This is a genomic window from Streptomyces sp. NPDC005151 (genome assembly GCF_053599875.1).
Window position 1 is genome coordinate 1 of sequence record NZ_JBSFYR010000033.1, and the last position, 20,698, is coordinate 20,698.

22 protein-coding genes and 2 pseudogenes are annotated in these 20,698 nt (G+C 70.5%); 13 read left to right on the forward strand and 11 right to left on the reverse strand.

Annotated elements, in window-relative coordinates; all coding sequences use genetic code 11:
• Window positions 1-119: 119 nt before the first annotated feature.
• The 6 genes and pseudogenes from ACWD6R_RS19190 (at window position 120) to gdhA (ending at window position 4,964) form a co-directional block, all read left to right on the forward strand.
• Window positions 120-1,154, forward strand: a pseudogene (locus tag ACWD6R_RS19190) (ABC transporter permease).
• A gap of 45 nt (window positions 1,155-1,199) precedes the next feature.
• Window positions 1,200-1,883, forward strand: a complete 684-nt coding sequence (locus ACWD6R_RS19195; protein WP_451819763.1) for an ABC transporter ATP-binding protein — start codon at window positions 1,200-1,202, stop codon at window positions 1,881-1,883.
• A gap of 419 nt (window positions 1,884-2,302) precedes the next feature.
• Window positions 2,303-2,815: a hypothetical protein gene (locus ACWD6R_RS19200; RefSeq protein WP_451819764.1), complete on the forward strand. Its 513-nt coding sequence runs from the start codon at window positions 2,303-2,305 to the stop codon at window positions 2,813-2,815.
• A gap of 55 nt (window positions 2,816-2,870) precedes the next feature.
• On the forward strand, window positions 2,871-3,047 hold the full coding sequence (locus ACWD6R_RS19205) for a hypothetical protein (protein ID WP_451819765.1): 177 nt from the start codon (window positions 2,871-2,873) through the stop codon (window positions 3,045-3,047).
• Window positions 3,048-3,142: 95 nt separating this feature from the next.
• Window positions 3,143-3,313, forward strand: a complete 171-nt coding sequence (locus ACWD6R_RS19210) for a hypothetical protein (protein ID WP_451819766.1) — start codon at window positions 3,143-3,145, stop codon at window positions 3,311-3,313.
• 271 nt (window positions 3,314-3,584) lie between these two features.
• Window positions 3,585-4,964 carry an NADP-specific glutamate dehydrogenase gene (gene gdhA, locus ACWD6R_RS19215; RefSeq protein ID WP_451819832.1) on the forward strand — a complete coding sequence of 460 codons (1,380 nt, stop codon included), beginning with the start codon at window positions 3,585-3,587 and terminating at the stop codon, window positions 4,962-4,964.
• A gap of 127 nt (window positions 4,965-5,091) precedes the next feature.
• Here the strand turns inward: gdhA and ACWD6R_RS19220 are convergent, their stop codons facing one another.
• From ACWD6R_RS19220 to ACWD6R_RS19235, 4 genes are all read right to left on the reverse strand, one after another.
• Complete coding sequence (locus tag ACWD6R_RS19220) at window positions 5,092-5,448, reverse strand: YrdB family protein (RefSeq protein ID WP_451819833.1); 357 nt, start codon at window positions 5,446-5,448, stop codon at window positions 5,092-5,094.
• An 81-nt stretch (window positions 5,449-5,529) separates the two neighbouring features.
• Window positions 5,530-6,195 carry a peptide-methionine (S)-S-oxide reductase MsrA gene (gene msrA, locus ACWD6R_RS19225; RefSeq protein ID WP_451819767.1) on the reverse strand — a complete coding sequence of 222 codons (666 nt, stop codon included), beginning with the start codon at window positions 6,193-6,195 and terminating at the stop codon, window positions 5,530-5,532.
• Window positions 6,196-6,283: 88 nt separating this feature from the next.
• Window positions 6,284-6,583, reverse strand: a complete 300-nt coding sequence (locus ACWD6R_RS19230; RefSeq protein ID WP_451819768.1) for a hypothetical protein — start codon at window positions 6,581-6,583, stop codon at window positions 6,284-6,286.
• A 184-nt stretch (window positions 6,584-6,767) separates the two neighbouring features.
• On the reverse strand, window positions 6,768-7,871 hold the full coding sequence (locus ACWD6R_RS19235) for a hypothetical protein (protein WP_451819769.1): 1,104 nt from the start codon (window positions 7,869-7,871) through the stop codon (window positions 6,768-6,770).
• A gap of 67 nt (window positions 7,872-7,938) precedes the next feature.
• On the opposite strand from ACWD6R_RS19235, the gene ACWD6R_RS19240 reads away from it, so the two are divergent.
• Window positions 7,939-9,084 carry a cystathionine gamma-synthase gene (locus ACWD6R_RS19240; protein WP_451819770.1) on the forward strand — a complete coding sequence of 382 codons (1,146 nt, stop codon included), beginning with the start codon at window positions 7,939-7,941 and terminating at the stop codon, window positions 9,082-9,084.
• 425 nt (window positions 9,085-9,509) lie between these two features.
• Here the strand turns inward: ACWD6R_RS19240 and ACWD6R_RS19245 are convergent, their stop codons facing one another.
• The 4 genes from ACWD6R_RS19245 to ACWD6R_RS19260 form a co-directional block, all read right to left on the reverse strand.
• Window positions 9,510-9,701, reverse strand: coding sequence for a DUF1059 domain-containing protein (locus ACWD6R_RS19245; RefSeq protein WP_451819771.1), 192 nt, complete (start codon window positions 9,699-9,701; stop codon window positions 9,510-9,512).
• A 113-nt stretch (window positions 9,702-9,814) separates the two neighbouring features.
• Entirely contained in the window at window positions 9,815-10,066 is a 252-nt protein-coding gene (locus ACWD6R_RS19250) for a hypothetical protein (protein ID WP_451819772.1), read from the reverse strand.
• The gene (locus ACWD6R_RS19255) at window positions 10,063-10,557 is read right to left on the reverse strand and encodes a sigma factor-like helix-turn-helix DNA-binding protein (RefSeq protein ID WP_451819773.1); all 495 of its coding nucleotides are present in this window, start codon (window positions 10,555-10,557) and stop codon (window positions 10,063-10,065) included. Before ACWD6R_RS19255 ends, ACWD6R_RS19250 begins: the two co-directional genes overlap by 4 nt.
• A 69-nt stretch (window positions 10,558-10,626) precedes the next feature.
• A complete protein-coding gene (locus ACWD6R_RS19260; protein WP_451819774.1) occupies window positions 10,627-11,148 on the reverse strand; it encodes a MarR family winged helix-turn-helix transcriptional regulator in 522 nt (173 codons plus the stop codon).
• Window positions 11,149-11,305: 157 nt separating this feature from the next.
• On the opposite strand from ACWD6R_RS19260, the gene ilvA reads away from it, so the two are divergent.
• The 3 genes from ilvA to ACWD6R_RS19275 all read left to right on the forward strand — a co-directional run bounded on the left by ilvA (window position 11,306) and on the right by ACWD6R_RS19275 (window position 14,502).
• Window positions 11,306-12,535, forward strand: coding sequence for a threonine ammonia-lyase (gene ilvA / locus ACWD6R_RS19265; protein WP_451819775.1), 1,230 nt, complete (start codon window positions 11,306-11,308; stop codon window positions 12,533-12,535).
• Window positions 12,536-12,628: 93 nt separating this feature from the next.
• The gene (locus ACWD6R_RS19270) at window positions 12,629-13,651 is read left to right on the forward strand and encodes an ATP-binding cassette domain-containing protein (protein ID WP_451819776.1); all 1,023 of its coding nucleotides are present in this window, start codon (window positions 12,629-12,631) and stop codon (window positions 13,649-13,651) included.
• Window positions 13,648-14,502: an ABC transporter permease gene (locus ACWD6R_RS19275; RefSeq protein ID WP_451819777.1), complete on the forward strand. Its 855-nt coding sequence runs from the start codon at window positions 13,648-13,650 to the stop codon at window positions 14,500-14,502. The genes ACWD6R_RS19270 and ACWD6R_RS19275 overlap by 4 nt, the downstream gene beginning before the upstream one ends.
• Window positions 14,503-14,626: 124 nt before the next feature.
• Here the strand turns inward: ACWD6R_RS19275 and greA are convergent, their stop codons facing one another.
• Both greA and ACWD6R_RS19285 read right to left on the reverse strand, forming a co-directional pair.
• A complete protein-coding gene (gene greA, locus ACWD6R_RS19280) occupies window positions 14,627-15,124 on the reverse strand; it encodes a transcription elongation factor GreA (RefSeq protein ID WP_451819778.1) in 498 nt (165 codons plus the stop codon).
• Between the two features lie 203 nt (window positions 15,125-15,327).
• Entirely contained in the window at window positions 15,328-15,744 is a 417-nt protein-coding gene (locus ACWD6R_RS19285) for a DUF4307 domain-containing protein (RefSeq protein ID WP_451819779.1), read from the reverse strand.
• A gap of 150 nt (window positions 15,745-15,894) precedes the next feature.
• Here ACWD6R_RS19285 and mca point away from each other — a divergent pair, with 150 nt between their 5' ends.
• Together mca and ACWD6R_RS19295 are read left to right on the forward strand one after the other, a co-directional pair.
• On the forward strand, window positions 15,895-16,776 hold the full coding sequence (gene mca, locus ACWD6R_RS19290) for a mycothiol conjugate amidase Mca (protein WP_451819780.1): 882 nt from the start codon (window positions 15,895-15,897) through the stop codon (window positions 16,774-16,776).
• A gap of 1 nt (window position 16,777) precedes the next feature.
• Window positions 16,778-17,017 (forward strand): hypothetical protein, encoded by a 240-nt coding sequence (locus ACWD6R_RS19295; RefSeq protein WP_451819781.1) that lies wholly within the window; start codon window positions 16,778-16,780, stop codon window positions 17,015-17,017.
• An 85-nt stretch (window positions 17,018-17,102) separates the two neighbouring features.
• Here ACWD6R_RS19295 and ACWD6R_RS19300 read toward each other — a convergent pair whose 3' ends face one another.
• A complete protein-coding gene (locus ACWD6R_RS19300; RefSeq protein WP_451819782.1) occupies window positions 17,103-20,360 on the reverse strand; it encodes a tetratricopeptide repeat protein in 3,258 nt (1,085 codons plus the stop codon).
• Window positions 20,361-20,537: 177 nt separating this feature from the next.
• Between ACWD6R_RS19300 and ACWD6R_RS19305 the strand changes: the two are divergent.
• Window positions 20,538-20,696, forward strand: a pseudogene (locus ACWD6R_RS19305) (DUF255 domain-containing protein); the annotation flags it as partial.
• Between the last annotated feature and the right edge of the window lie 2 nt (window positions 20,697-20,698).

A 20,698-nucleotide genomic window follows, 5' to 3' on the forward strand; every position in this document is an offset into this window, starting at 1 on the left:
GGGAGCAACCAACGTTCTACGGGCCGGGCTGGTCCGTCGAAACGCCCACCCGGCGTAACGAGAAGCCCCCTCATTCACGACGGGGAGGAGTCACGTTCTTCACCTACCTCCGGCGCGAGCTGCGCCGCCGCAGAAAGGCGGCGCTGGTCGTCGCCTCGGGGCTCGACCTGGGTATTGCGCTGGTCATCATCGTCAGCTCGGTCTCCTCAGGCATGAGCAAGGCCCAGGACAAGGTCCTGGAATCGCTGTACGGCCTCGGTACGGACATGACGGTCACCAAGGCCGCCGCCGCTCCGGGCTCCAGCAGTCAGCGCCCCAGGTTCGAGTTCGACGCCAAGGGCGATGACTCGAAGCAGAGTTCGGACCGCGTCATGGGCCAGGGCTTCCAGACGCTGTCCTCCACCACCGTCGACAAGGTCGGCAAGCAGAACGGTGTCGCGGACGCCGTCGGCGGGCTGAGCCCGAACGTCCTGAAGGTGGACGGCGAGTTCAAGCGCGGCGAGTTCAAGCAGAACGGGAACACGGGCACCACCGGCCGGCGCGGTCCCGGCGGCGAGGGCGGTACGACGCAGCCGCAGGGTGAGGTCCAGGGCGGCGGCGCCTCGTTCGACGTCAACTCGTACACCGTGTACGGGACCGACGTCGCCAAGCAGGACCTCGGCCCGCTGACCTCGTCGAAGATTACCAAGGGCCGCACGTTCAAGGCCACCGAGACCGACGCCGAGGTCGCGGTCGTCGACGCCTCGTACGCCAAGCAGAAGAAGCTCGCGGTCGGCAAGACCGTGACCATTTCCGGGACCAAGTACAAGATCGTCGGTGTCGCGACGGCGGACAGCGGCGACGCGGCCGCCAACGTCTACATCCCGCTGAAGCAGGCGCAGACCCTCGCCGACGCCTAGAACAAGGTCACCACGGTCTACGTCAAGGCCGCCGACTCGCAGCAGATCGGCAGCGTCAAGTCCGCCATCCAGAAGAACATCCCGGGCACGACCGTCACCACCTCCGCGGACCTCGCCGACACCGTCTCCGGCTCCCTGTCCACCATCCTCATCGCCGTCGCGCTGGCCGTGGCGGGCGGGCTGATCGCCGGCGCGTTCGGCGGCTGGCGGGCCTCCCGGCTGCGCCCCGCGGACGCGCTGCGCCGCGTCGAATAGCCGGCCCGCGAGCCCCACCCCTTTCAGCCCAGCAGGAGTTGACCCATGTACACGCTCAGCGGCGTCACCAAGCGCTATACCCGCGGCAAATCCACCATCGATGCGCTCGCCGGCGTCGATCTGACCATCGAGGACGGCGGCCGCCTGGTCATCCAGGGCCCCACCGGCGGCGGGAAGTCCACGCTGCTGCAGATGCTCGGCGGTCTGGACCGTCCGACGGCCGGCAGCGTCGAACTCGACGGTGTGGACCTCGCGAAGCTCAGCGAGGCCAAGCTCACCAAGGTGCGCGCGCAGAACATCGGCTTCGTCTTCCAGAGCTTCAACCTCATCCCGACGCTGACCGCGCAGGAGAACGTCGAGACGGCGCTCGTCCCGCTCGGCGGCAGGCCTGCGGAGCGGCGCAGGCGGGCCGCGGAGGCGCTGGACTCCGTCGGACTCGGTGAACGGCTCGGACACCTCCCGAGCGAGATGTCCGGCGGGCAGCAGCAGCGTGTGGCGATCGCACGGGCCCTGGTCAAGCAGCCGAAGGTGCTGCTCGCCGACGAGCCCACCGGCAACCTCGACGAATCGATGCGCGACGAGGTCATGGAGGTGCTGGAGACGATGTGGAAGGAGCACGGGCTGACCTTCATCATGGTCACCCACGACAGCGCGATCGCCCGCAGGGCGCCGCGGCTGGCGACCATCCGCAAGGGCCGCGTCACGATCACGGAGAACGCGGCGGCCTGACGTACGGGCGCCAAGGTGTGGCGTACGGACGCAGAAGGTGGCGTACGGACGCGGACATGTGACGCACGGACACACCGGCCGGGCGCACCGGCCTTCCGGGCAGGGGCAACAGCGCCAACGCCGTTGCCCCTGACCGGCGTTGACGGTTCCGTAGGCGGTCCGGTTCGCGGCGAGGTCGCTGCGGCGGACCTGGCGCAGTCCGGAGAGGCCGGCGGACGGGTCCGCGCGCGGGCGGCCGGGCGGGGTGCTGCCCGCGGGGCGCGGCCCCTGGCCCGTACCGGAGAAGCCGGAGCGCAACGGGCGCAGCCAGTAACAGGGTTGCAGCGGCAGCCGGGCCGGCCCGTGGAGCGGTCGGTCCTGGCGTTGTCATGGCTGCATCATGTCCGTTCTCCTTCGCTCATCGCATTAATCTCGCAGTCATGACCGCTGCCATCACCGCCATGATCACCGCAGTCGTCGGTGTGCTCGGCACCCTGTTCGCGCCGATGCTCGCGCAGCGGATGACCGCGCGGGAGCGCCAGGATGAGGCCGAACTGGCCGACACGCGGCGGAGGTTCGAGGAGCGGCGCGCCCAGTACACGGCCATGAACCGGGCCTCCCGGCAGTTCCACACACTCCTCAAGGATGCCCTGCACCGGATCAGGGACGGCTTTTATACGGAGCAGGAGCGCACCCAGCTCGAAGAGGCCCGCCTCGACCACCGCGACCGCTACGCCGAGGCGCAGATGATCGTCCCGGAGCGGATCCTGCAGGCCTCCCGTGACCTCAACCAGGTCCTCGCGAACGCCGACGGGGCCGTCAAACGCCTGGACCGCGGTCTCGCCCGCGACGGCGAGACCGTGGCCCGGATCCTGGAGAACCTGAGGGCGGCGAGTCCGTTCCTCGACACGATGCGGGAGCTGATGCGGGAGGACCTGGGCATCACCGACTGAGCCCGCCCCTGCCCCGGAGGTAATCGACGCTCCGCCTGAACCCGTACGGTGACCCGTGGCCGGTGACAGCCGACGCGAGGGGCGGGAACGGGGCATGGGCTTCGAGGGTGACATCTGGAGGCTGCTGCGCGGCCCGGAGCCGGTCGGCGACATCGTGATCGACGACCATGACTTCCCCTGGCAGCCGCCGCGGCTGAGCCCCGACGAGCTGCACGCTCTGAGCGAGGTGTAGCTGAGTACACCACCGATCCGGGGGAAGGGTCCCTCGCTGCGGCGCGCACCGCCCGGCAGGATGGAACACATCGGATCAACCACGGAGGGAACCCCATGAAGCCGCTGCTCTGGCTCGTGCTCTGTCTTGCAGTCGTCGCCAATGCCGGCCTCAACCTGATGGAGGACACCGGGCTGCACATCGCCCTGAGCATCGTCTCGGGCGCGGTCGTCCTCGCGTCCGGCGTACGGCTGTGGATGCTGAGGGACAGGCGCGAGGAGGCCTGACCCGTCCGCCCCGACCGGCCGCATCCGGCGTGGATTGCGCCACATGCCCGGTGCCGGAAGGCTCGGGAAAAGCTCAGTATGTGGATGCGGCCGAGGATCTTGCGGCTCTCCTGGGACAATCGATACGTCACAGCGGTCCCGTACGTTGCATTGGTGAGTGCGCTTCTCACGATGTCTGGGTGACGTCCTCAATGGGGAGGGGGACCGGCGGTGCCCCTCGGGACGGGGGCGCCTTCGCGCACGTTGCCGACCCATGGAAGGTCTTGATCAGATGCCGGCCACCCCTGTTTCCTCGGAGCCGCACGCAAGCGAGATCCGTGTCATCGAGCCGCTGTACGCGGAGATCCTGCGGCGCAATCGGGGCGAGAGCGAGTTCCATCAGGCGGTACGGGAAGTCCTTGAGACGCTCGGCCCGGTCCTGGCGCAGCGACCGGAGTTCGTGGACGCCCGGATCATCGAGCGCATCTGTGAGCCGGAGCGTCAGCTCATCTTCCGCGTGCCGTGGTCGGACGACTCCGGCGACATCCATGTGAACCGCGGCTTCCGGGTCGAGTTCTCCAGCGCCCTGGGACCGTACAAGGGCGGGCTGCGCTTCCACCCCTCGGTCGACCTCGGCATCGTGAAGTTCCTCGGATTCGAGCAGATCTTCAAGAATGCCCTCACCGGCATGCCGATCGGCGGTGGCAAGGGCGGCGCCGACTTCGACCCGAAGGGCCGCTCCGACGCCGAGGTCATGCGGTTCTGCCAGTCGTTCATGACCGAACTCCACCGTCATCTGGGCGAGTACACGGACGTCCCGGCCGGTGACATCGGCGTCGGCGGCCGCGAGATCGGCTACCTGTTCGGCCAGTACAAGCGGATCACCAATCGGTACGAGTCCGGTGTGCTCACCGGAAAGGGCCTGGGCTGGGGCGGTGCCCAGGCGCGCACCGAGGCCACCGGCTACGGCTGTGTGCTCTTCACCGACGAGATGCTCAGGAGCCGGGGCGGATCTCTCGACGGCCGGCGGGTCGTCGTGTCGGGCTCCGGCAATGTCGCGATCTACGCGATCGAGAAGGCCCAGCAGCTCGGCGCGACCGTGGTGACGTGTTCCGACTCCGACGGTTATGTCGTCGACGAGAAGGGCATCGACCTCGCCCTGCTCAAGGAGGTCAAGGAGGCCGGTCGCGGCCGGGTCTCGGAGTACGCGGAACGGCGCGGCGCACATGTCGGCTTCGTCGCCGGTACGGGCGTGTGGAACGTCCCCTGCGAGGTGGCCCTGCCGTGTGCCACGCAGAACGAACTCCACGAGGCCGATGCGCTGACGCTCGTACGCAACGGGGTGCAGGCGGTCGCCGAGGGTGCCAACATGCCCACCACCCCGGAGGCCGTGCGGGTCCTCCAGGAAGCGGGCGTCGCCTTCGCCCCCGGCAAGGCCGCCAACGCGGGCGGAGTGGCCACCAGCGCGCTGGAGATGCAGCAGAACGCGTCGCGCGACTCATGGACCTTCGCGCACACCGAGGAGCGGCTCGCGGAGATCATGCGCCACATCCACGACTCCTGCTTCACCACGGCGGAGCGCTACGGCAGCCCCGGCAACTACGTGGTCGGCGCGAACATCGCCGGTTTCGAACTGGTCGCGGACGCCATGCTCGCGCAGGGCCTCATCTGATCCCGCGCCGTACGCGCCACCGGCCCGGCCGCCTCCGCAGCCGGGCGGGTGGCGTCAGGGCCCTTTCCTGCGGATCAGGCCCCGCGAGCCCGGCGTGATCCGAACACGAGAGGCCCTGAGGGCCTCGTCACCGCGCGGGCCGGCGCCGGAAGAACTCGGCCAGCCCCGTGTTCACGACCACCACGACACCGGCCACCACCGCCGCCACCGGATGACCCACGCGGTACACCGCGTACACCCCGCCGCCGAGCACCACCGCCTTCACCAGCAGGACGCCCCACAGTGGAAGCCGGACCCGGGCGCGAGGAGCGGCGAACAGCCCCCACAGCACGATGGCCACCGCCGGTATTCCGAGCCCCAGCAGCCACCGGGCAGCGGCCCCGCCGCCGGCCGCGAAGCCCCACCAGGACAGGCACGCCAGCGCCGCCAACTCGACGACGAACGCCAGGAGTTCGTTGGCCATGAACCAGGGGCGGCCGCGCATCGCGGCAAGGCTGTCGAGGCCGTCGCTTGTCATCGGGCGGGATTCCTCCTCAGGCAGGTCCGCGAGACGGCGGGCGGCAGGTCAGCCGTCCGCGGGCGCGACACCGATCGGGCACGATACGCCCGTCCCGCCGATCCCGCAGTAGCCCGCCGGGTTCTTGTCCAGGTACTGCTGGTGATATGCCTCAGCGGGCCACAACGTGCGGCCCTCCGCCGGGAGGATCTCCGTGGTGATCTCGCCGTGGCCGGAGGCCGTCAGGACCTTCTGGTACGCCTCGCGGGACGCGGCCACCGCCGCCTCCTGCTCGGGGGAATGGGTGTAGATCGCCGACCGGTACTGCGTACCCACGTCATTGCCCTGGCGGAAGCCCTGTGTCGGGTCGTGGGACTCCCAGAAGACCTTCAGCAGCTCGGAGTACGTGACGATCTTCGGGTCGAAGACGACGCGGACCGCTTCCGTGTGCCCCGTCAGGCCCGAGCAGACCTCTTCGTACGCGGGGTTCTCCGTATAGCCGCCCTGGTAGCCGGCGAGCGTCGTCCAGACGCCGTCCGTCTGCCAGAACTTGCGCTCGGCGCCCCAGAAACAGCCCAACGCGAAGTCCGCGACCTCCAGGCCGTCCGGATACGGGCCCACCAGCGGATTGCCGAGGACCGTGTGACGGTCCGGGACGGTGAATTCGGGGGCCGGGCGGCCGCGCAGGGCCTCCTCGGGGGTGGGGAGCTGCGGGGTGCGGCGGTGCAGGAACATGCGGGGGCTCCTCCGGGGTAGGCGTGTGCAGTCCGTACAACGCAGCGGGGCCGCCGCGGATTCCGGCGCCCCCGCTGCGTCGCACCGGTCAGTTCCCGCCCGCCGCCAGGACCTGTGCGGCGCTGAAGTCGCGGGCCTGGACGTAGCGCTTCTTCGGGTTCCCGGAGTACGTCCACGGGGCGCTGTCGATATGGCCGTCGACCGCACGGAACTGCTCCACCGCTTCCTCGTACCGGTCCTGCCAGTACAGCAGCCAGGCGAGCATGTGGCGGACCCGGACGATCCGCCGGTCCCGGGGGTCGGCCTCGGCGGCAGCCGCCACATCGATCAGACAGGCATCGACCGCGGCGATCAGCTCAGGGCTCTTGTAGTACGCGTCCGGATCCACGTCCTGCTCCGCCGTCTCCTGCTCGAACGCGGCGTAGAGCGGGAGGAAGGAGAGGAGCCGGCCGGGGCTGCCCTTCGCCGCCGCCTCGCGCGCGAACCGCTCGGCCAGCTCGTGCGAGCCGCGCCACTTGCGGCACCGGCCGGCGGCGGAACGAGGGCTGACCAGCGGTGGAACCGGCCCCGCGTCACCGGGGCAGTGCCGCCGGGCTGCCGCCGTTCGCCTCGTACCCGGCGACCGCCAGCGCCCGGTAGACCGTGTACTCGGCGGCCGGGTCGGGGTTCTGCGTCCACGGCAGCGCGCCCACGTGCCCGTCGATGTGGACGAGCTGGTGCATCGCCTCCGCCCAGCGTTCCATCCGGACCAGGAACAGCACCAGCAGATGACGGACATGGGCGAGCATCGGGTCGTCGGGGCGTGCCGCGTGCACCGCGAACAAGGCGCCCTCGACGGCCTTCGTCACCACGACGCCCCGGTAGAAGCCCTGCACCAGATTGACCTCGGGCAGATGCTCGTACACCGCGAACAGCGGCAACGCGGCCAGCAGCGAACCCTGCGGGGCGCGGGCCGCGGCGGCCGTCGCGAACCGCTCGGCCTCCTCGCGGGAGCCGTGCCACTTCTCGCACCAGAAGTGCAGCGCGGCGATGTGCGCGCCCATGTGCGCCGGCGCGCGGTCGATGATCTTCGCCCAGAGCTGGTCGAACTGCTCGTGGGAGTAGCCGAGTCCACGCGCGACGGCCAGTTCGACGATGTACGGGACCGGGTCGCCTGGCGCCAGCAGGGCCGCCTCGCCGCAGACCGTACGCGCCTCCTCCAGGATGATCCGGAAGTCGTCCGTCCCCGCGGAGGAGGACCGCCACGCCTGCTGGACCAGGAACTCGGCGTGCACCGCAGCCCCGCCCGCGTCCTTCGGCGAATCCGCGCGCCACGACCGCAGCCACGCACCACCGACCCCGGGCGCCTGCATCAGCTCCAGCGAGGCGGCACCGGCGAACGCCTGCACGCGCTGCCACCGCACCTCACCCTCCTTCGGCGTCCCCGCCAGCAACTGAGAGGCGGCGCGCCAGTCCTGGGTGCGCTGCACGACATCGAGGACATCGAGGAGGTCCTGGTCGGGGCCCGGCATCCGGATGTCCAGCTGCTCCTGGCGCACGAAGCCGTACGTGTCCGGGTCGGCGGCGTCGGGAGAGCCGGGCGCGACCTGGCGGATACCGGAGCGGCGACGCAGCACGAAGGGGCCGAGGACCGCGGCGAGCATGCACAGCGCGATCAGGAACCAGAGAATCTCCATGCACCCATTGTCACCGGTCGGCGCAGTGGCCGTGGATCACCCCTGTGACGAACTACGCTCGGGCCCCATGAGCGACCAGCAGAGCTTCGAGACCCTCGCGATCCACGCGGGCAACACCGCCGATCCCCTCACCGGCGCCGTTGTTCCGCCCATCTATCAGGTGTCCACGTACAAGCAGGACGGCGTCGGCGGACTGCGCGGCGGCTACGAGTACAGCCGCAGCGCCAACCCGACGCGCACCGCGCTGGAGGAGAACCTCGCGGCCATCGAGGGCGGCCGCCGCGGTCTCGCCTTCGCGTCCGGGCTCGCGGCGGAGGACTGCCTGCTGCGCACGCTGCTCCACCCCGGCGCCCATGTCGTCATCCCGAACGACGCCTACGGCGGCACCTTCCGGCTCTTCGCCAAGGTCGTCAAGCGGTGGGGCGTCGACTACTCCGTCGCGGACACCTCGGACCCGGCGGCGGTCCGGGCCGCGGTCAACGACCGTACGAAGGTCATCTGGGTCGAGACGCCGTCCAACCCGCTGCTCGGCATCACCGACATCGCCGCGGTCGCGGACGTGGCGCGCACCGCGGGTGCCCGGCTGGTCGTCGACAACACCTTCGCCAGCCCTTATCTGCAGCAGCCGATCGCACTCGGCGCGGACGTCGTCGTGCACTCCCTGACCAAGTACATGGGTGGCCACTCCGACGTCGTCGGTGGTGCGTTGATCGCCGCCGACGCGGAGCTCGGCGAGGAACTGGCGTACCACCAGAACGCGATGGGCGCGGTCGCCGGACCGTTCGACTCCTGGCTGGTGCTGCGTGGCATCAAGACGCTGCCCGTCCGGATGGACCGGCACAGCGAGAACGCGGCCAAGGTCGCCGAGCTGCTGACCCGGCACCCCAAGGTCACCCAGGTCCTCTACCCGGGGCTGCCGGAGCACCCGGGACACGAGATCGCCGCCAAGCAGATGAAGGCGTTCGGCGGCATGGTCTCCTTCCGGGTCCAGGGCGGTGAGGAGGCGGCGGTCGAGGTCTGCAACCGGGCCAAGCTCTTCACGCTCGGTGAGTCGCTCGGCGGCGTCGAGTCGCTGGTGGAGCACCCGGGCCGGATGACGCACGCCTCCGTGGCCGGCTCCGCCCTGGAGGTACCGGCCGACCTGGTCCGCCTCTCCGTCGGCATCGAGTCCGCGGACGACCTGCTGGCCGACCTGACGCAGGCGCTCGGCTGAGAGCCTGTCGGGTGACCTTCGATCGGAAAGCGGACGCGGTCTGGTGCGTGCGATTCCAAGGCGCCGGAAGGCCCTCGGATGGGGTCTCCCCTGCTCGAACGAAGCTGAGAGCTTGGGGAAGGAGCTACTAGGGCATTTCGGCAACGCGGGAAGCGTGCGTGCCAGGGCGTGACCGCCCGATCAGAGGTCACCCGACAGGCTCTGAGGGCTTTCTTTCGGACCGGATCGGGGAGCGGGGTCCGGTGCGTGCAGCTGCAAGGCGGAGGGGGAGGCAACGCGGAGCGTTGGTGACCGACGACAACGCGGCAGATGTGCGTGCCGGGCCCGCGGGCCCGGCGTGATCCGGGGGAAAGACCCCGGAAGGAGTCCGGCAGCAGAGAACCGGGCGGGCAGGCGCTCGTCCCGCCCGTCCGGCGTCCTGGGGGTCAGGGGTCGACCTTCTCGTCCTCCAGCGACGCGCGGATCTGCTCCCGCAGCTCCGGGCTGTCGGCGTGTTCGTGGACGGAGACCGCGTGTTCCGTCGCGGCTCGCACCACTTCCTCCTCCTCGCCGGCGATGGTGAGCGAGCAGTTCGTGACGCTCGGGTGCTTGCGGCAGTCAGCGATCTTTCTGGTCATGACGGCCTCCTCGGCTCGTGCGGCATGCCGTCACATCCAGGATAAATCCGCAGGAATCGGGCTTTCGGAGATCGGGCTTTTCGGGCTTTACGGTCCGTCCAGGAGTGGGGTCGTCACAGTCCGTCCAGGGGCGGGGTCGTCTCCGTGGGCGGCACCTGCCAGGGCTCGGCGATCATCACCCACACCGTGAACGCGACCACGGCCACGCACAGCACGAACACCACCAGCGCACGGAGTGCACGGCGCCGCCGCAGCATCCGGCCGCCCTGCTCGGCCGCCCGCTCCGCCAGATCGGCGGGGACCTGCGGATGCGGCACGTCCAGCATCCGCCGGACCTGGTCCTCCTTCCGGCCCTGACGGCTCATGGCCCCGCCCCCAGCAGTCGTACGGGCAGCCGGCGCGCCGTGGGCCTGCGGGTGCCGAGCATCGTGGCCGCCGACCGGTTGCAGAGCGCCTGGACCCGGTCGACCGGAAGCCCCAGCAACGCGGCGGTCTGCTCCTCGGCGACCCCCTCGTAAAGCCGCAGCACGAGAACCAGCCGCTCCTGCGGGGTCAGCGGATCCAACAGCCCACCGCGCGGCCGATGGTGCCGCCACGCCTCATGGGCGAACCGGATGGCCAGCTCCTGCCGGGTGCGGTCGTACGGATCCTCGCCGTGCAGCCCGTCCCAGGCCGCGTACGTGCGGGCCAGGGCGGCGGTCAGCAGTCGCTGCGCCCGTTCGTTCGCGCCGGGCGGCTGCGTGGGCTCGGCGGTGAGCAGGGTGGCGGTATGCAGCAGTCGGCCCGCGGCGCCCGCCACAAAGGTCTCGAACTCCTGGGCGCGCCGCCGCTGTAGTCCTGTCTGCCGCTCTCGCACACCCACATCGGAGCGCCGGGGAGGTCCCCGGGTCAAGAGGTCGTGCAGGCGTATTCCAGCCGTCAGCCGTCAGCCGCCCGCCGCCGGCTGCTGCCGCGCAGCCAGCGCCGCGTTGAACCGGGTCAGCAGCGTGCAGAACGTCTCGCGCTCCTCCGCCGTCCATTCCCCCGTCACCTGCGACATCAGCTCCCGCCGCGACGCACGCACCTCGCCCAGCCGCGCATGTCCGCGCGGCGACAGCTGAAGCACGACCGCGCGGCCGTCCTCCGGATGCGAGGTCCGCTTGACCAGACCGGTGTCGACGAGCGGCGCGACCTGACGGGTCACGGTCGAGGAGTCGATCCCCATGCCCGCGGCCAGCGCCTTGACGCCCATCGGGCCTTCCCGGTCCAGTCGGTTCAGCAGCAGATACGCCGCCCGGTCCATGGAGTTGCGGACCTGGCCGACACCGCCGAGGCGGGTCTGCTCGGCACGGCGGGCGAAGACGGCCACCTGGTGCTGCAGAACATCGAGGAGGTGGTCGGGACCCGGGGATTCGGGGGTGGCGCCCCCGGAAGGAGACGCAGCAGTCGTCATGTCCTGAGGGGGCATGGCCGGGGGCTCTCTTCGTGCGGTGTTCGGATGGGTGGGGGACAGAGTACGCGGCCACGGGGCAACGTGTACCAGTACTGCACAAACCTGCGAACAACGGCGCAGGACGGCACCAGCACGGCGGCCGGCCCCGCGTCCAGCTGCAAGACTTGCGGTTATGAACTTCCGTACGCCACACCCGTTTCCCCCAGTGATCCTCGACGACGTCCGCGGCGCACGGAAGATGCTCTCCGGCGTAGCCCGGATGACCCCGATGGAGGGCAGCCGTCACCTGTCCGGGCTGGTCGGCGCGCCGGTCCACTTCAAGTGCGAGAACCTGCAGCGGACCGGGTCGTTCAAGTTGCGCGGTGCGTACGTGCGGATCGCCGGCCTCTCGCCGGTCGAGCGCGCGGCCGGGGTCGTCGCCGCAAGCGCCGGAAACCATGCGCAGGGTGTCGCACTCGCATCTGCGCTGCTCGGCGTACGCTCAACGGTCTTCATGCCGGTCGGGGCGCCGCTGCCGAAGGTCGCCGCGACCCGAGAGTACGGCGCCGAGGTCCGGCTGCACGGCCACGTCGTCGACGAGACCCTCGCCGCCGCCGAGGAGTACGCCCAGGAGACCGGCGCGGTCTTCATCCACCCCTTCGACCACCCGGACATCATCGCCGGACAGGGCACCGTGGGCCTGGAGATCCTCGAACAGTGCCCGGAGGTCCGCACCATCGTCGTCGGGATCGGCGGCGGCGGACTCGCCGCGGGCATCGCCGTGGCCGTGAAGGCGATCCGGCCCGACGTGCGGATCGTCGGAGTCCAGGCGGCGGGCGCCGCCTGCTACCCGCCGTCGCTCGCCGCCGGCTACCCGGTGGCGATCGGCTCGCTCCAGACGATGGCGGACGGCATCAAGGTGGGGCGCCCCGGCGACGTACCGTTCGGGCTCGTCCAGGAGCTGGTCGACGAGGTCCGTACGGTCTCCGAGGCCGAACTCTCCAGCGCGCTGCTGCTCTGCCTGGAGCGGGCGAAGCTGGTCGTCGAACCGGCGGGGGCGAGCCCGGTGGCGGCGCTGCTGAGCGACCCGGAGTCGTTCCGCGGACCGGTCGTCGCCCTGCTGTCGGGCGGCAATGTCGACCCGCTGCTGATGCAGCGCATCCTCACCCACGGCATGGCGACCGCGGGCCGCTATCTCAGCCTGCGGGTCCGGCTCACGGACCGCCCGGGGGCACTGGCCACACTGCTCTCCGTGCTGACCGTCGCCGACGCCAACATCCTCGACATCGGCCATGTGCGGACCGATCCGCGGCTCGGACTCACCGAGGCGGAGGTCGACCTGCATCTGGAGACCAAGGGTCCCGAGCACTGCGAGGAGGTCACCGCGGAGCTGCGCGGCGCGGGCTACCTGGTGACGGACTGACACGCCGCCAGGTTGGGCATTTGCCGGGCGGGGAGAGGCGCACAAACCTAGGATCCGTCGAGGAAGCCAACAAACGCTCTGGGGGAATCCCGTATGCCAGGCGCCATCTACGCCGAAGGTCTGGTGAAGACCTTCGGCGATGTACGAGCACTCGGCGGTGTTGATCTCGATGTGCCGGAGGGCACCGTCCTGGGCCTCCTCGGTCCCAACGGCGCAGGCAAGACGACTGCCGTGCGTGTCCTCACGACGCTGCTCAGACCCGACAGCGGCCGGGCCGTCGTGGCAGGCATCGACGTGCTGAAGAAACCCAACGAGGTACGCCGCTCGATCGGCCTCTCCGGCCAGTTCGCCGCGGTCGACGAGTATCTGACCGGCCGCGAGAACCTGCAGATGGTCGGTCAGCTCTACCAGATGAGCGGGCGCGACGCGAAGGCCCGCGCGGTGCAGCTGCTGGAGCGGTTCAACCTCGCCGATGCGGCCGACCGCCCCGCGAAGACGTACTCCGGCGGCATGCGCCGCCGCCTCGACCTGGCGGCGGCGCTCGTCGTCTCCCCGCCGGTGATGTTCATGGACGAGCCGACGACCGGACTCGACCCGCGCAACCGGCAGCAGCTGTGGGAGGTCATCGAGGAGCTCGTCGCAGGCGGTACGACGCTGCTGCTGACCACGCAGTATCTGGAGGAGGCCGACCACCTGGCGCATGACATCTGCGTCATCGACCACGGCCTCGTCATCGCCCGCGGCACCTCCGACGAACTGAAGGCCAGGACCGGCGGCGAGCGCGTCGAGGTCGTCGTCCACCACCCCGGCCAGATCGATCCGGCCCGCGCCGTCCTCGCCAACCTCGGCAAGGGCGAGGTCACCGTCGCCCGGCACACCCGCAAACTGACGGTCCCGGTCTTCGGCGGCGCGAAGCTGCTCGCCGAGATCATCCGTGATCTCGACACCCGCGGGGTCGAGATCGACGACATCGGACTGCGTCGCCCGACCCTCGACGACGTGTTCCTCTCGCTCACCGGCCATGTCGCCGAGGCACCGGAGACCGACGAGAACGGGAAGGTTCCGGGTCCCGCCGCGCAGACCGGCAGGAAGGCCGGACAGGAGGTCAGCAAGTGACTGCCACGACGGACACGCCGCACCTCGCGGCAGCCCCCAGGGCGGGCGGCGGCATCGGCGGGTCGGTCCGCGACTCCCTCGTCGTCGCCAAGCGGAATCTGATCCGGATGACCCGGATCCCGGAGATGGTGATCTTCGGGCTGATCCAGCCGATCATGTTCGTGGTGCTGTTCAGCTACGTCTTCGGCGGCTCCATGATGATCGGCGGTTCCACCAGCCCCAGTGACTACCGCAACTTCCTGATGGCGGGCATCTTCGCGCAGACCGTGACCTTCGCCACCGCGGGCGCCGGTGCGGGCATCGCGGACGACATGCACAAGGGCCTCATCGACCGGTTCCGCTCGCTGCCGATGGCGCGCGGCGCGGTCCTCACCGGCCGTACGCTCGCCGACCTCGTCCAGACGACGCTCACCCTGGTCGTCCTCGCGGTCGTGGCCCTGCTGGTCGGCTGGCGCACCCACGAGAACGTCGGCAAGGTGCTCGGCGGCTTCGCGCTGCTGCTCCTGCTGGGGTACGCCTTCTCCTGGATCGGGGCGCTGATCGGTCTGTCGGTCCGCACCCCCGAGGCAGCCACGTCGGGCGGTCTCATCTGGCTCTTCCCGGTCACGTTCATCTCGAACGCCTTCGTGCCCACCGAGAACATGGCGAGCTGGCTCCAGCCGGTCGCCGAATGGAACCCGTTCAGCGCGACCGTCCAGGCCTGCCGCGAACTCTTCGGGAACCCGGGTGTCTCCCCGTCCGGTGCCTGGCCGATGCAGCATCCCGTCTGGGCCTCGCTGATCTGGTCCGTGCTGATCATCGTGGCCTTCCGGACCCTCGCGGTCCGCAAGTACCGTTCGGCGACCGCCTGAGGAACACCAGGAAGCCCCGGCCGTCGGCGGCCGGGGCTTCCTGGTGTTCTGCTGTGTCCGGTGGCCGGCTCAGAGCCTGTCGGGTGACCTCTGATCGGGCGGACGAAGGTCACCCGACAGGCTCTCAGCCCGAGTAGGGCTTCGCCGTGAGGATCTTCACCGAGGCCCGCTTGCCGTTCGGCAGCTCGTACTCGGCGTCCTCGCCCATCTTCTTGCCGTTCACGCCGGTACCGAGCGGAGACTGCGGAGAGTACGTCTCGATGTCCGCGCTCGCGTACTCGCGCGAGGCGAGCAGGAACGTCATGGTGTCGTCGGGGTCACCGTCGAACGCGATGGTGACGACCATGCCGGGCTCGACCACGCCGTCGTCGGCGGGGGACTCGCCGACCTTCGCATGCTCCAGGAGCTGGGTGAGCTGGCGCACCCGCAACTCCATCTTGCCCTGCTCCTCCTTGGCCGCGTGGTACCCGCCGTTCTCCCGGAGGTCACCCTCCTCACGGGCCGCCGCGATCTTGACGGCGATCTCCGTGCGCGCGGGACCAGACAGGTACTCCAGCTCGGCCTTGAGCTGGTTGTACGCCTCCTGCGTGAGCCAGGTGACGTTTTCGCTGGTCTGGGTCACAGGTGCTCCTAGTCGGTACTGGATATTCAAGCGTGGGTACTGGGAATACAAAGCATCGCCCTACCCAGAAGCATGTGCCTCCACGGGTGGGCGAAACCACGAGCCTAACAATTCCCCAGGAAAAGGGGGAGAAGGTAAACCGCTATGACCGCGTCAACGCAGGTCTGCCGCGATAATCGCAGGTCAGGGCCGGTCCGTTCCGGTCAGTTCGACGACCCGCCGTCAACCGTGCAGCCCAGCAGCTCGACGCTGGTCGCCCGCGAGGTCGTACGCAACGAGACGATCCGGTCGATTCGGTCGGAACGGTCGTCGAAACGGATGTCCTTCCGGGCCACGTCGCTGCCGTCCACCTGCTGGGAGCGGAGGGTGCAGTACCCCTTCGCGTCCCGGTCCTTGCGCACCTCGAGGTGGACGTCGACCCGGTCGTCCGAAGCGATCCTGAACTTGATCACCTCGGCGCTGATGCCCTGGCCGGCCACGTAGTCGTAACCGATCCAGCCGACCACGCCGAGCAGCGCCACGCCCAGCACCGAGCCGATGATCTTGAGCTTGCGGTCCGCTCGCTCGTCCGCGGAGCGCCCGTAGCGGCCCTCCGGAAGTGCTTCACGCACCGCAGCCATGATCGTTCCTCCCGTACCGGGGATCGAGGAATTTTCCGCCCCCCGGTTCGGTCACTATAGAAGCCTCCCACCCGCCACCCGACCGCCGCCCCACACCGACGTCCCTCCGGGACGGCGCCCGATGGCGGCCGAATCACTGAGGATCGAGTCTTGACTGAGCAGCTTCGACTGATGGCCGTCCACGCCCACCCCGACGACGAGTCGAGCAAGGGGGCGGCCACCATGGCCAAGTATGTGTCCGAGGGGGTGGACGTGCTGGTTGTGACCTGCACGGGAGGCGAACGCGGCTCCATCCTCAACCCGAAACTCCAGGGCGACGCGTACATCGAGGAGCACATCCACGAGGTACGGAAGAGGGAGATGGACGAGGCCCGGGAGATTCTGGGCGTCAAGCAGGAGTGGCTCGGCTTCGTCGACTCGGGGCTGCCCGAGGGCGACCCGCTGCCCCCGCTGCCCGAGGGCTGCTTCGCACTGGAGGACGAGGAGAAGGCGGCAGGGCGTCTCGTCCGCTCCATCCGCGCGTTCCGGCCGCAGGTCATCACCACGTACGACGAGAACGGCGGCTACCCGCACCCCGACCACATCATGACCCACACGATCACGATGATCGCGTTCGAGGGCGCCACGGACACCGAGATGTACCCCGAGATCGAGTTCGGCCCCGCGTGGCAGCCGCAGAAGCTCTACTACAACCAGGGCTTCAACCGTCCGCGCACGGTGGCGCTGCACGAGGCGCTGCTCGCCCGCGGCCTGGAGTCGCCGTACGGCGAGTGGCTGGAGCGCTGGAAGGAGTTCGTGCGCGTCGAGCGGACGCTGACCACGCACGTTCCGTGCGCGGAGTTCTTCGAGATCCGGGACAAGGCGCTGATCGCGCACGCCACGCAGATCGATCCGGACGGCGGCTGGTTCCGGGTGCCGATGGACATCCAGCGGGAGGTCTGGCCGACCGAGGAGTACGAGCTGGCGAAGTCTCTCGTCGATACCTCCCTCCCCGAGAGCGACCTCTTCGCGGGCATCCGCGACAATGCCTGATATGTACGCGACCCAGGCACTGACCCACGTCGTTCCTCTCGCCGAGGAATTCGACAAGAACAAGGTGACACCAGGCGTCCTCGGCTTCCTCGTCTTCGCGGCGCTCGCGGTGGGCGTGTGGCTGCTGATGAAGTCCATGAACCGGCACATGGGCAAGGTGAACTTCGAGGAGGCGCCGGATCCGGATGCGGCGCCGGCGGGCGCCGAGGTTTCGGGGAACGGAGCCGGGCGCACCCGGTAGCGCTTCGTCCTTACTCGCCGGACGGGCGTGACGGCGCCCGTCCGGCGCATGCGGGTGCGCCCGGCGATGAGCGCGGGGCCGTGTCCTACGACCTCGCCCCCACCGGCACGCCCATGATTTCCCGGGCGTGGCGGGTCGGGGTCATGCCCAGGCGCCAGGCCTGCCAGCCGTCCTCCAGGTCGATCCCGCGGTTCAGGACCACGGTGAACGTCTCCGCACAGTCCTCCAGCCTGCTGTCGCGGTTCGGGTGCCCGGTCCGGAGCAGGTCGGCGAGTTCCTGCTGGGCCACCACGGTGCCCACCTCCGTGCCGCCCGCCGACGCGTACGGCAGCAGAGTGCAACGCAGGAAGCGGGCCCAGTCGGCGCCGCGCGTGTCGCCGTACGAGTCGAACAGCTCCACCGCCTCGTCGCACAGCACGAGCGCCTGGGCCGCCCGGCTGTTCCCCGCGTCGACCAGGGCCAGTTCCAGACACGTCCACGCCTCGCCGTGGGCGACGCCGATGCGCCGGAAGTCGGCCCGGGCGTCGACCAGGAGCTGGCGGGCGAAACCGGAGTTGCGCAGATTGCCGGTCCGGGCGGCCCGCTGGTCGCGGGTGACCCGGCCCGAGTGGTGCCGGGCACACGCCAGCCCGTAGACGTCCCGCATCCGCGAGAACATCGTGCGCGACCGCTCCAGCTCCCGCACCGCCTGGTCGGTGTCGCCCGCCTCCTCCAGCGCCTGGCCCAGGTAGTACAGCGTCCACGCCTCACCGCGCGCGTCCTCGTTGTCACGGTGGCGGGAGAGCGCCCGGCGCAACCCGTCGACCGCCGGGTCCGGGTCCCCGTCGAGCAGCCGGGCGCGGGCCAGCTGGGTCAGCGCCCACGCCTCGCCGCGCTCGTCACGGGTGCGGCCGTACAGATCCAGGGCCGTACGCAGCGTCTCCTCGGCCCCGGGCACATCGCCCATCCGCAAGCGCACCTGGCCCAGCTGGAACTGCGTCCACGCCTCGCCGTGCAGCGACTCGCCCTCCCGGTGCAGGGCCAGCGCCGTGTCGAGGAGGGTCAGGGCCTCCGCCAGGTTCGCCCGGTCGCGCTCGACGGCGGCCAGGGCGTGCAGCGACCACGCCCGGTCCTCGGCCTGTCCGCCGGAGGACTGCAGCGCGATCGCCTCGCGCAGCCGCGCCGACGCGTCGGTGAGGTTCCCCTGGTGGTGCAGGGTGATGCCGAGCGAGCAGAGCGCCAGCGCCGTGCCCGCGTCGTTCTGCGCCTCGCGGTAGAGACCGACGACCGAGGACAGCGTGGTGCGGGCCTTGTCCAGCTCGCCGAGCTGCCGGGCCGCGATGCCCGTACGCCACTGGACCGACCGCTCCAGCAGCCCCGTGTCGACCGCCTGTGTCAGCTCGCTGATCTCACCCAGGCGGTAGAGGTCGCCGCGCAACAGGCAGTAGTCGCACAGTGCGCCCAGCAGGTCCAGCACGGCCCCCTGGTCGACGCCCTCCGCATGCCGCAGCGCGGAGGTGATGAAGCTCGACTCGTCGTCCAGCCAGTGCAGCGCCGCGTCGAGCGAACCGAACCCGTGCGAACCGAACTGCCCCGCCCGGGTGGACATCTTCCCGTCCACCATCCGGATCACCGCACCGGCGAGCTCCGCATAGTTGTGGATCAGCCGCTCCTGCGCGGCGGTACGGTCCGCCTCCTCCTCCTCCTCGCGCAGCCGGGCCAGGGCGAAACCCCGTACGAGATCGTGCAGCCGGTAGCGCGTACCCCGCACATGGTCGAGCAGCCCGGCCCGGGACAGCGCCGTCAGCAGTGACTGCGCCTCCTGTTCCTCGGCGGACAGCAGCGCCGCGGCCGCCGCCGCGCCCAGGCTGGCGCGCCCGGCCAGCGCGAGCCGGCGCAGCAGCCTCCGCGCCCGCTCGGACTGGTCGGTGTAGCGCAGCCACAGAGCCCGTTCGACAGGGGCGACGGGACCGTACGCGGCGAGTTCGGTGGCCAGCGCCGTGCGGGTACGCGGCCCGAGCGAGGAACCCGCGACCCGCAGCGCCAGCGGCAGCCCACCGCACAGCTCGGCGATCGCGTCCGTCGACTGGGAGTCGTACGGTCCCTGCTCCTCCTCCTGCGCCGACACGCGCAGCAGCTCCTCCGCACCCGCCGCGTCCAGCGGGCCCACGGGCAGCTGGTGCACCCACGCCGGAATGTCGGCAGGCAGGTCGAGAGGGGCGCGGGCGGTGACGAGAACCAGGCTGTCGGAGCGCTCCGGTATCAGCGTGCGGACCTGCGCCGGGTCGCCGGCGTCGTCGAGGACGATCGTCACGGGCGTACCGGTCAGATGCTGGTGGTAGAGCTCGCTGAGCCGTCGCACATGCTGCTCGGCGGAGGACCTTCCCCGAGATCCCGACTCCGCTCGATCAGGGGAGACACCGTCCCGGAACAGCAGCTGTTCGCGCGGCGCGCCGAGCCGGTTCAGCAGGTGCAGCAGCGCGTCGCGGGTCGGCAGCGGGTTCTCGCCGGTGACATCGGAACGCAGGTCCACCACGCACGCGCCCCGGAACTGGTCCTTGAGCTCGTGCGCCGCCCGCACCGCGAGTGTCGTGCGCCCGGACCCGGGCGCGCCGTGCAGGACGACGACGGTCGGCTTGGTCTCCGTCGACGCACGGGCCGCGTGCACCCACTGGGCGATCTGCGCCAGCTCGGCCCGGCGGCCGGCGAACGGGCCGTCGGGGGCGGGCAGATGCCCGAAGGACTGGTCGAGCAGCGACCGCCTGCGCGCCGCCGCACTGCGGTCACCGCCGCGCAGCTGCGGCACGGCGGCGGCTGCCTTCTTCTTCGGCGTGCGTGACGACGCGGTCAGCATCCGCTGCTGGTCCAGGAACGGGCGGATGCCCCGTACCTCCAGCGCCGCGAGCCACTGCAGCCGCAGCTGCTCGGGCCCGCCGGGCCGGCCCGCCGCACCCGCGTGCCGGTGGGCGGCGGGCCAGTGCGAGGCGGTCACCTTGACGACGGTGGCCGCGGCGCCGGCGACGGCGACGGCGGCGCCCGCGCCGAGCGCCGGCCCCGCCGCCGTACCGAATGCGAGATCGGCGCCGAACGCCGCGGCTGCGGCAACCCCCGTGACCAGCAGCGGAGTTCCCATCGCCGCCTTGCTGAACTGGTGCGACAGAGGTTTCTGCCCGGCCTCCATGGCATCGAGCGCCTGCGTGTACGCGGCGTACTCCTCGGCCGCGGCCGCCGCCAGCGATTCGAGCGCCGCCCGCCCGCGCGCCGTCAGCGCACCGGCGTCGGCCCTGCCCCCCGAACGGCGTACTTCTTCCTCCACGGCACGTACCAACAGCCGTTCGGCTTCAGCCCGGTGGCTGTCCCGCATCTGCGTCCCCCTCCGACCGCCGCGTTCTGCATCAGCTGACACAGCACCAAGTGTCCTGTGTACGGCGGCTCAGCGCGAGAGAGCAAGGAGATCGGCCGTGGGTCGCCCGGGGTGAGAGTCCGGTGCCCGGACCGTGGCGTGCGGCGGGGGCTCCGCCCGGTGCGCAAGGATGGGGGCATGCCCAATCGACTCGCGCAGGTCACCTCCCCGTACCTCCTTCAGCACGCGGACAACCCGGTCGACTGGTGGCCGTGGTCGCCCGAGGCGTTCGAGGAGGCGCGCCGGCGGAACGTGCCGGTGCTGCTCAGCGTCGGCTATGCGAGCTGTCATTGGTGCCA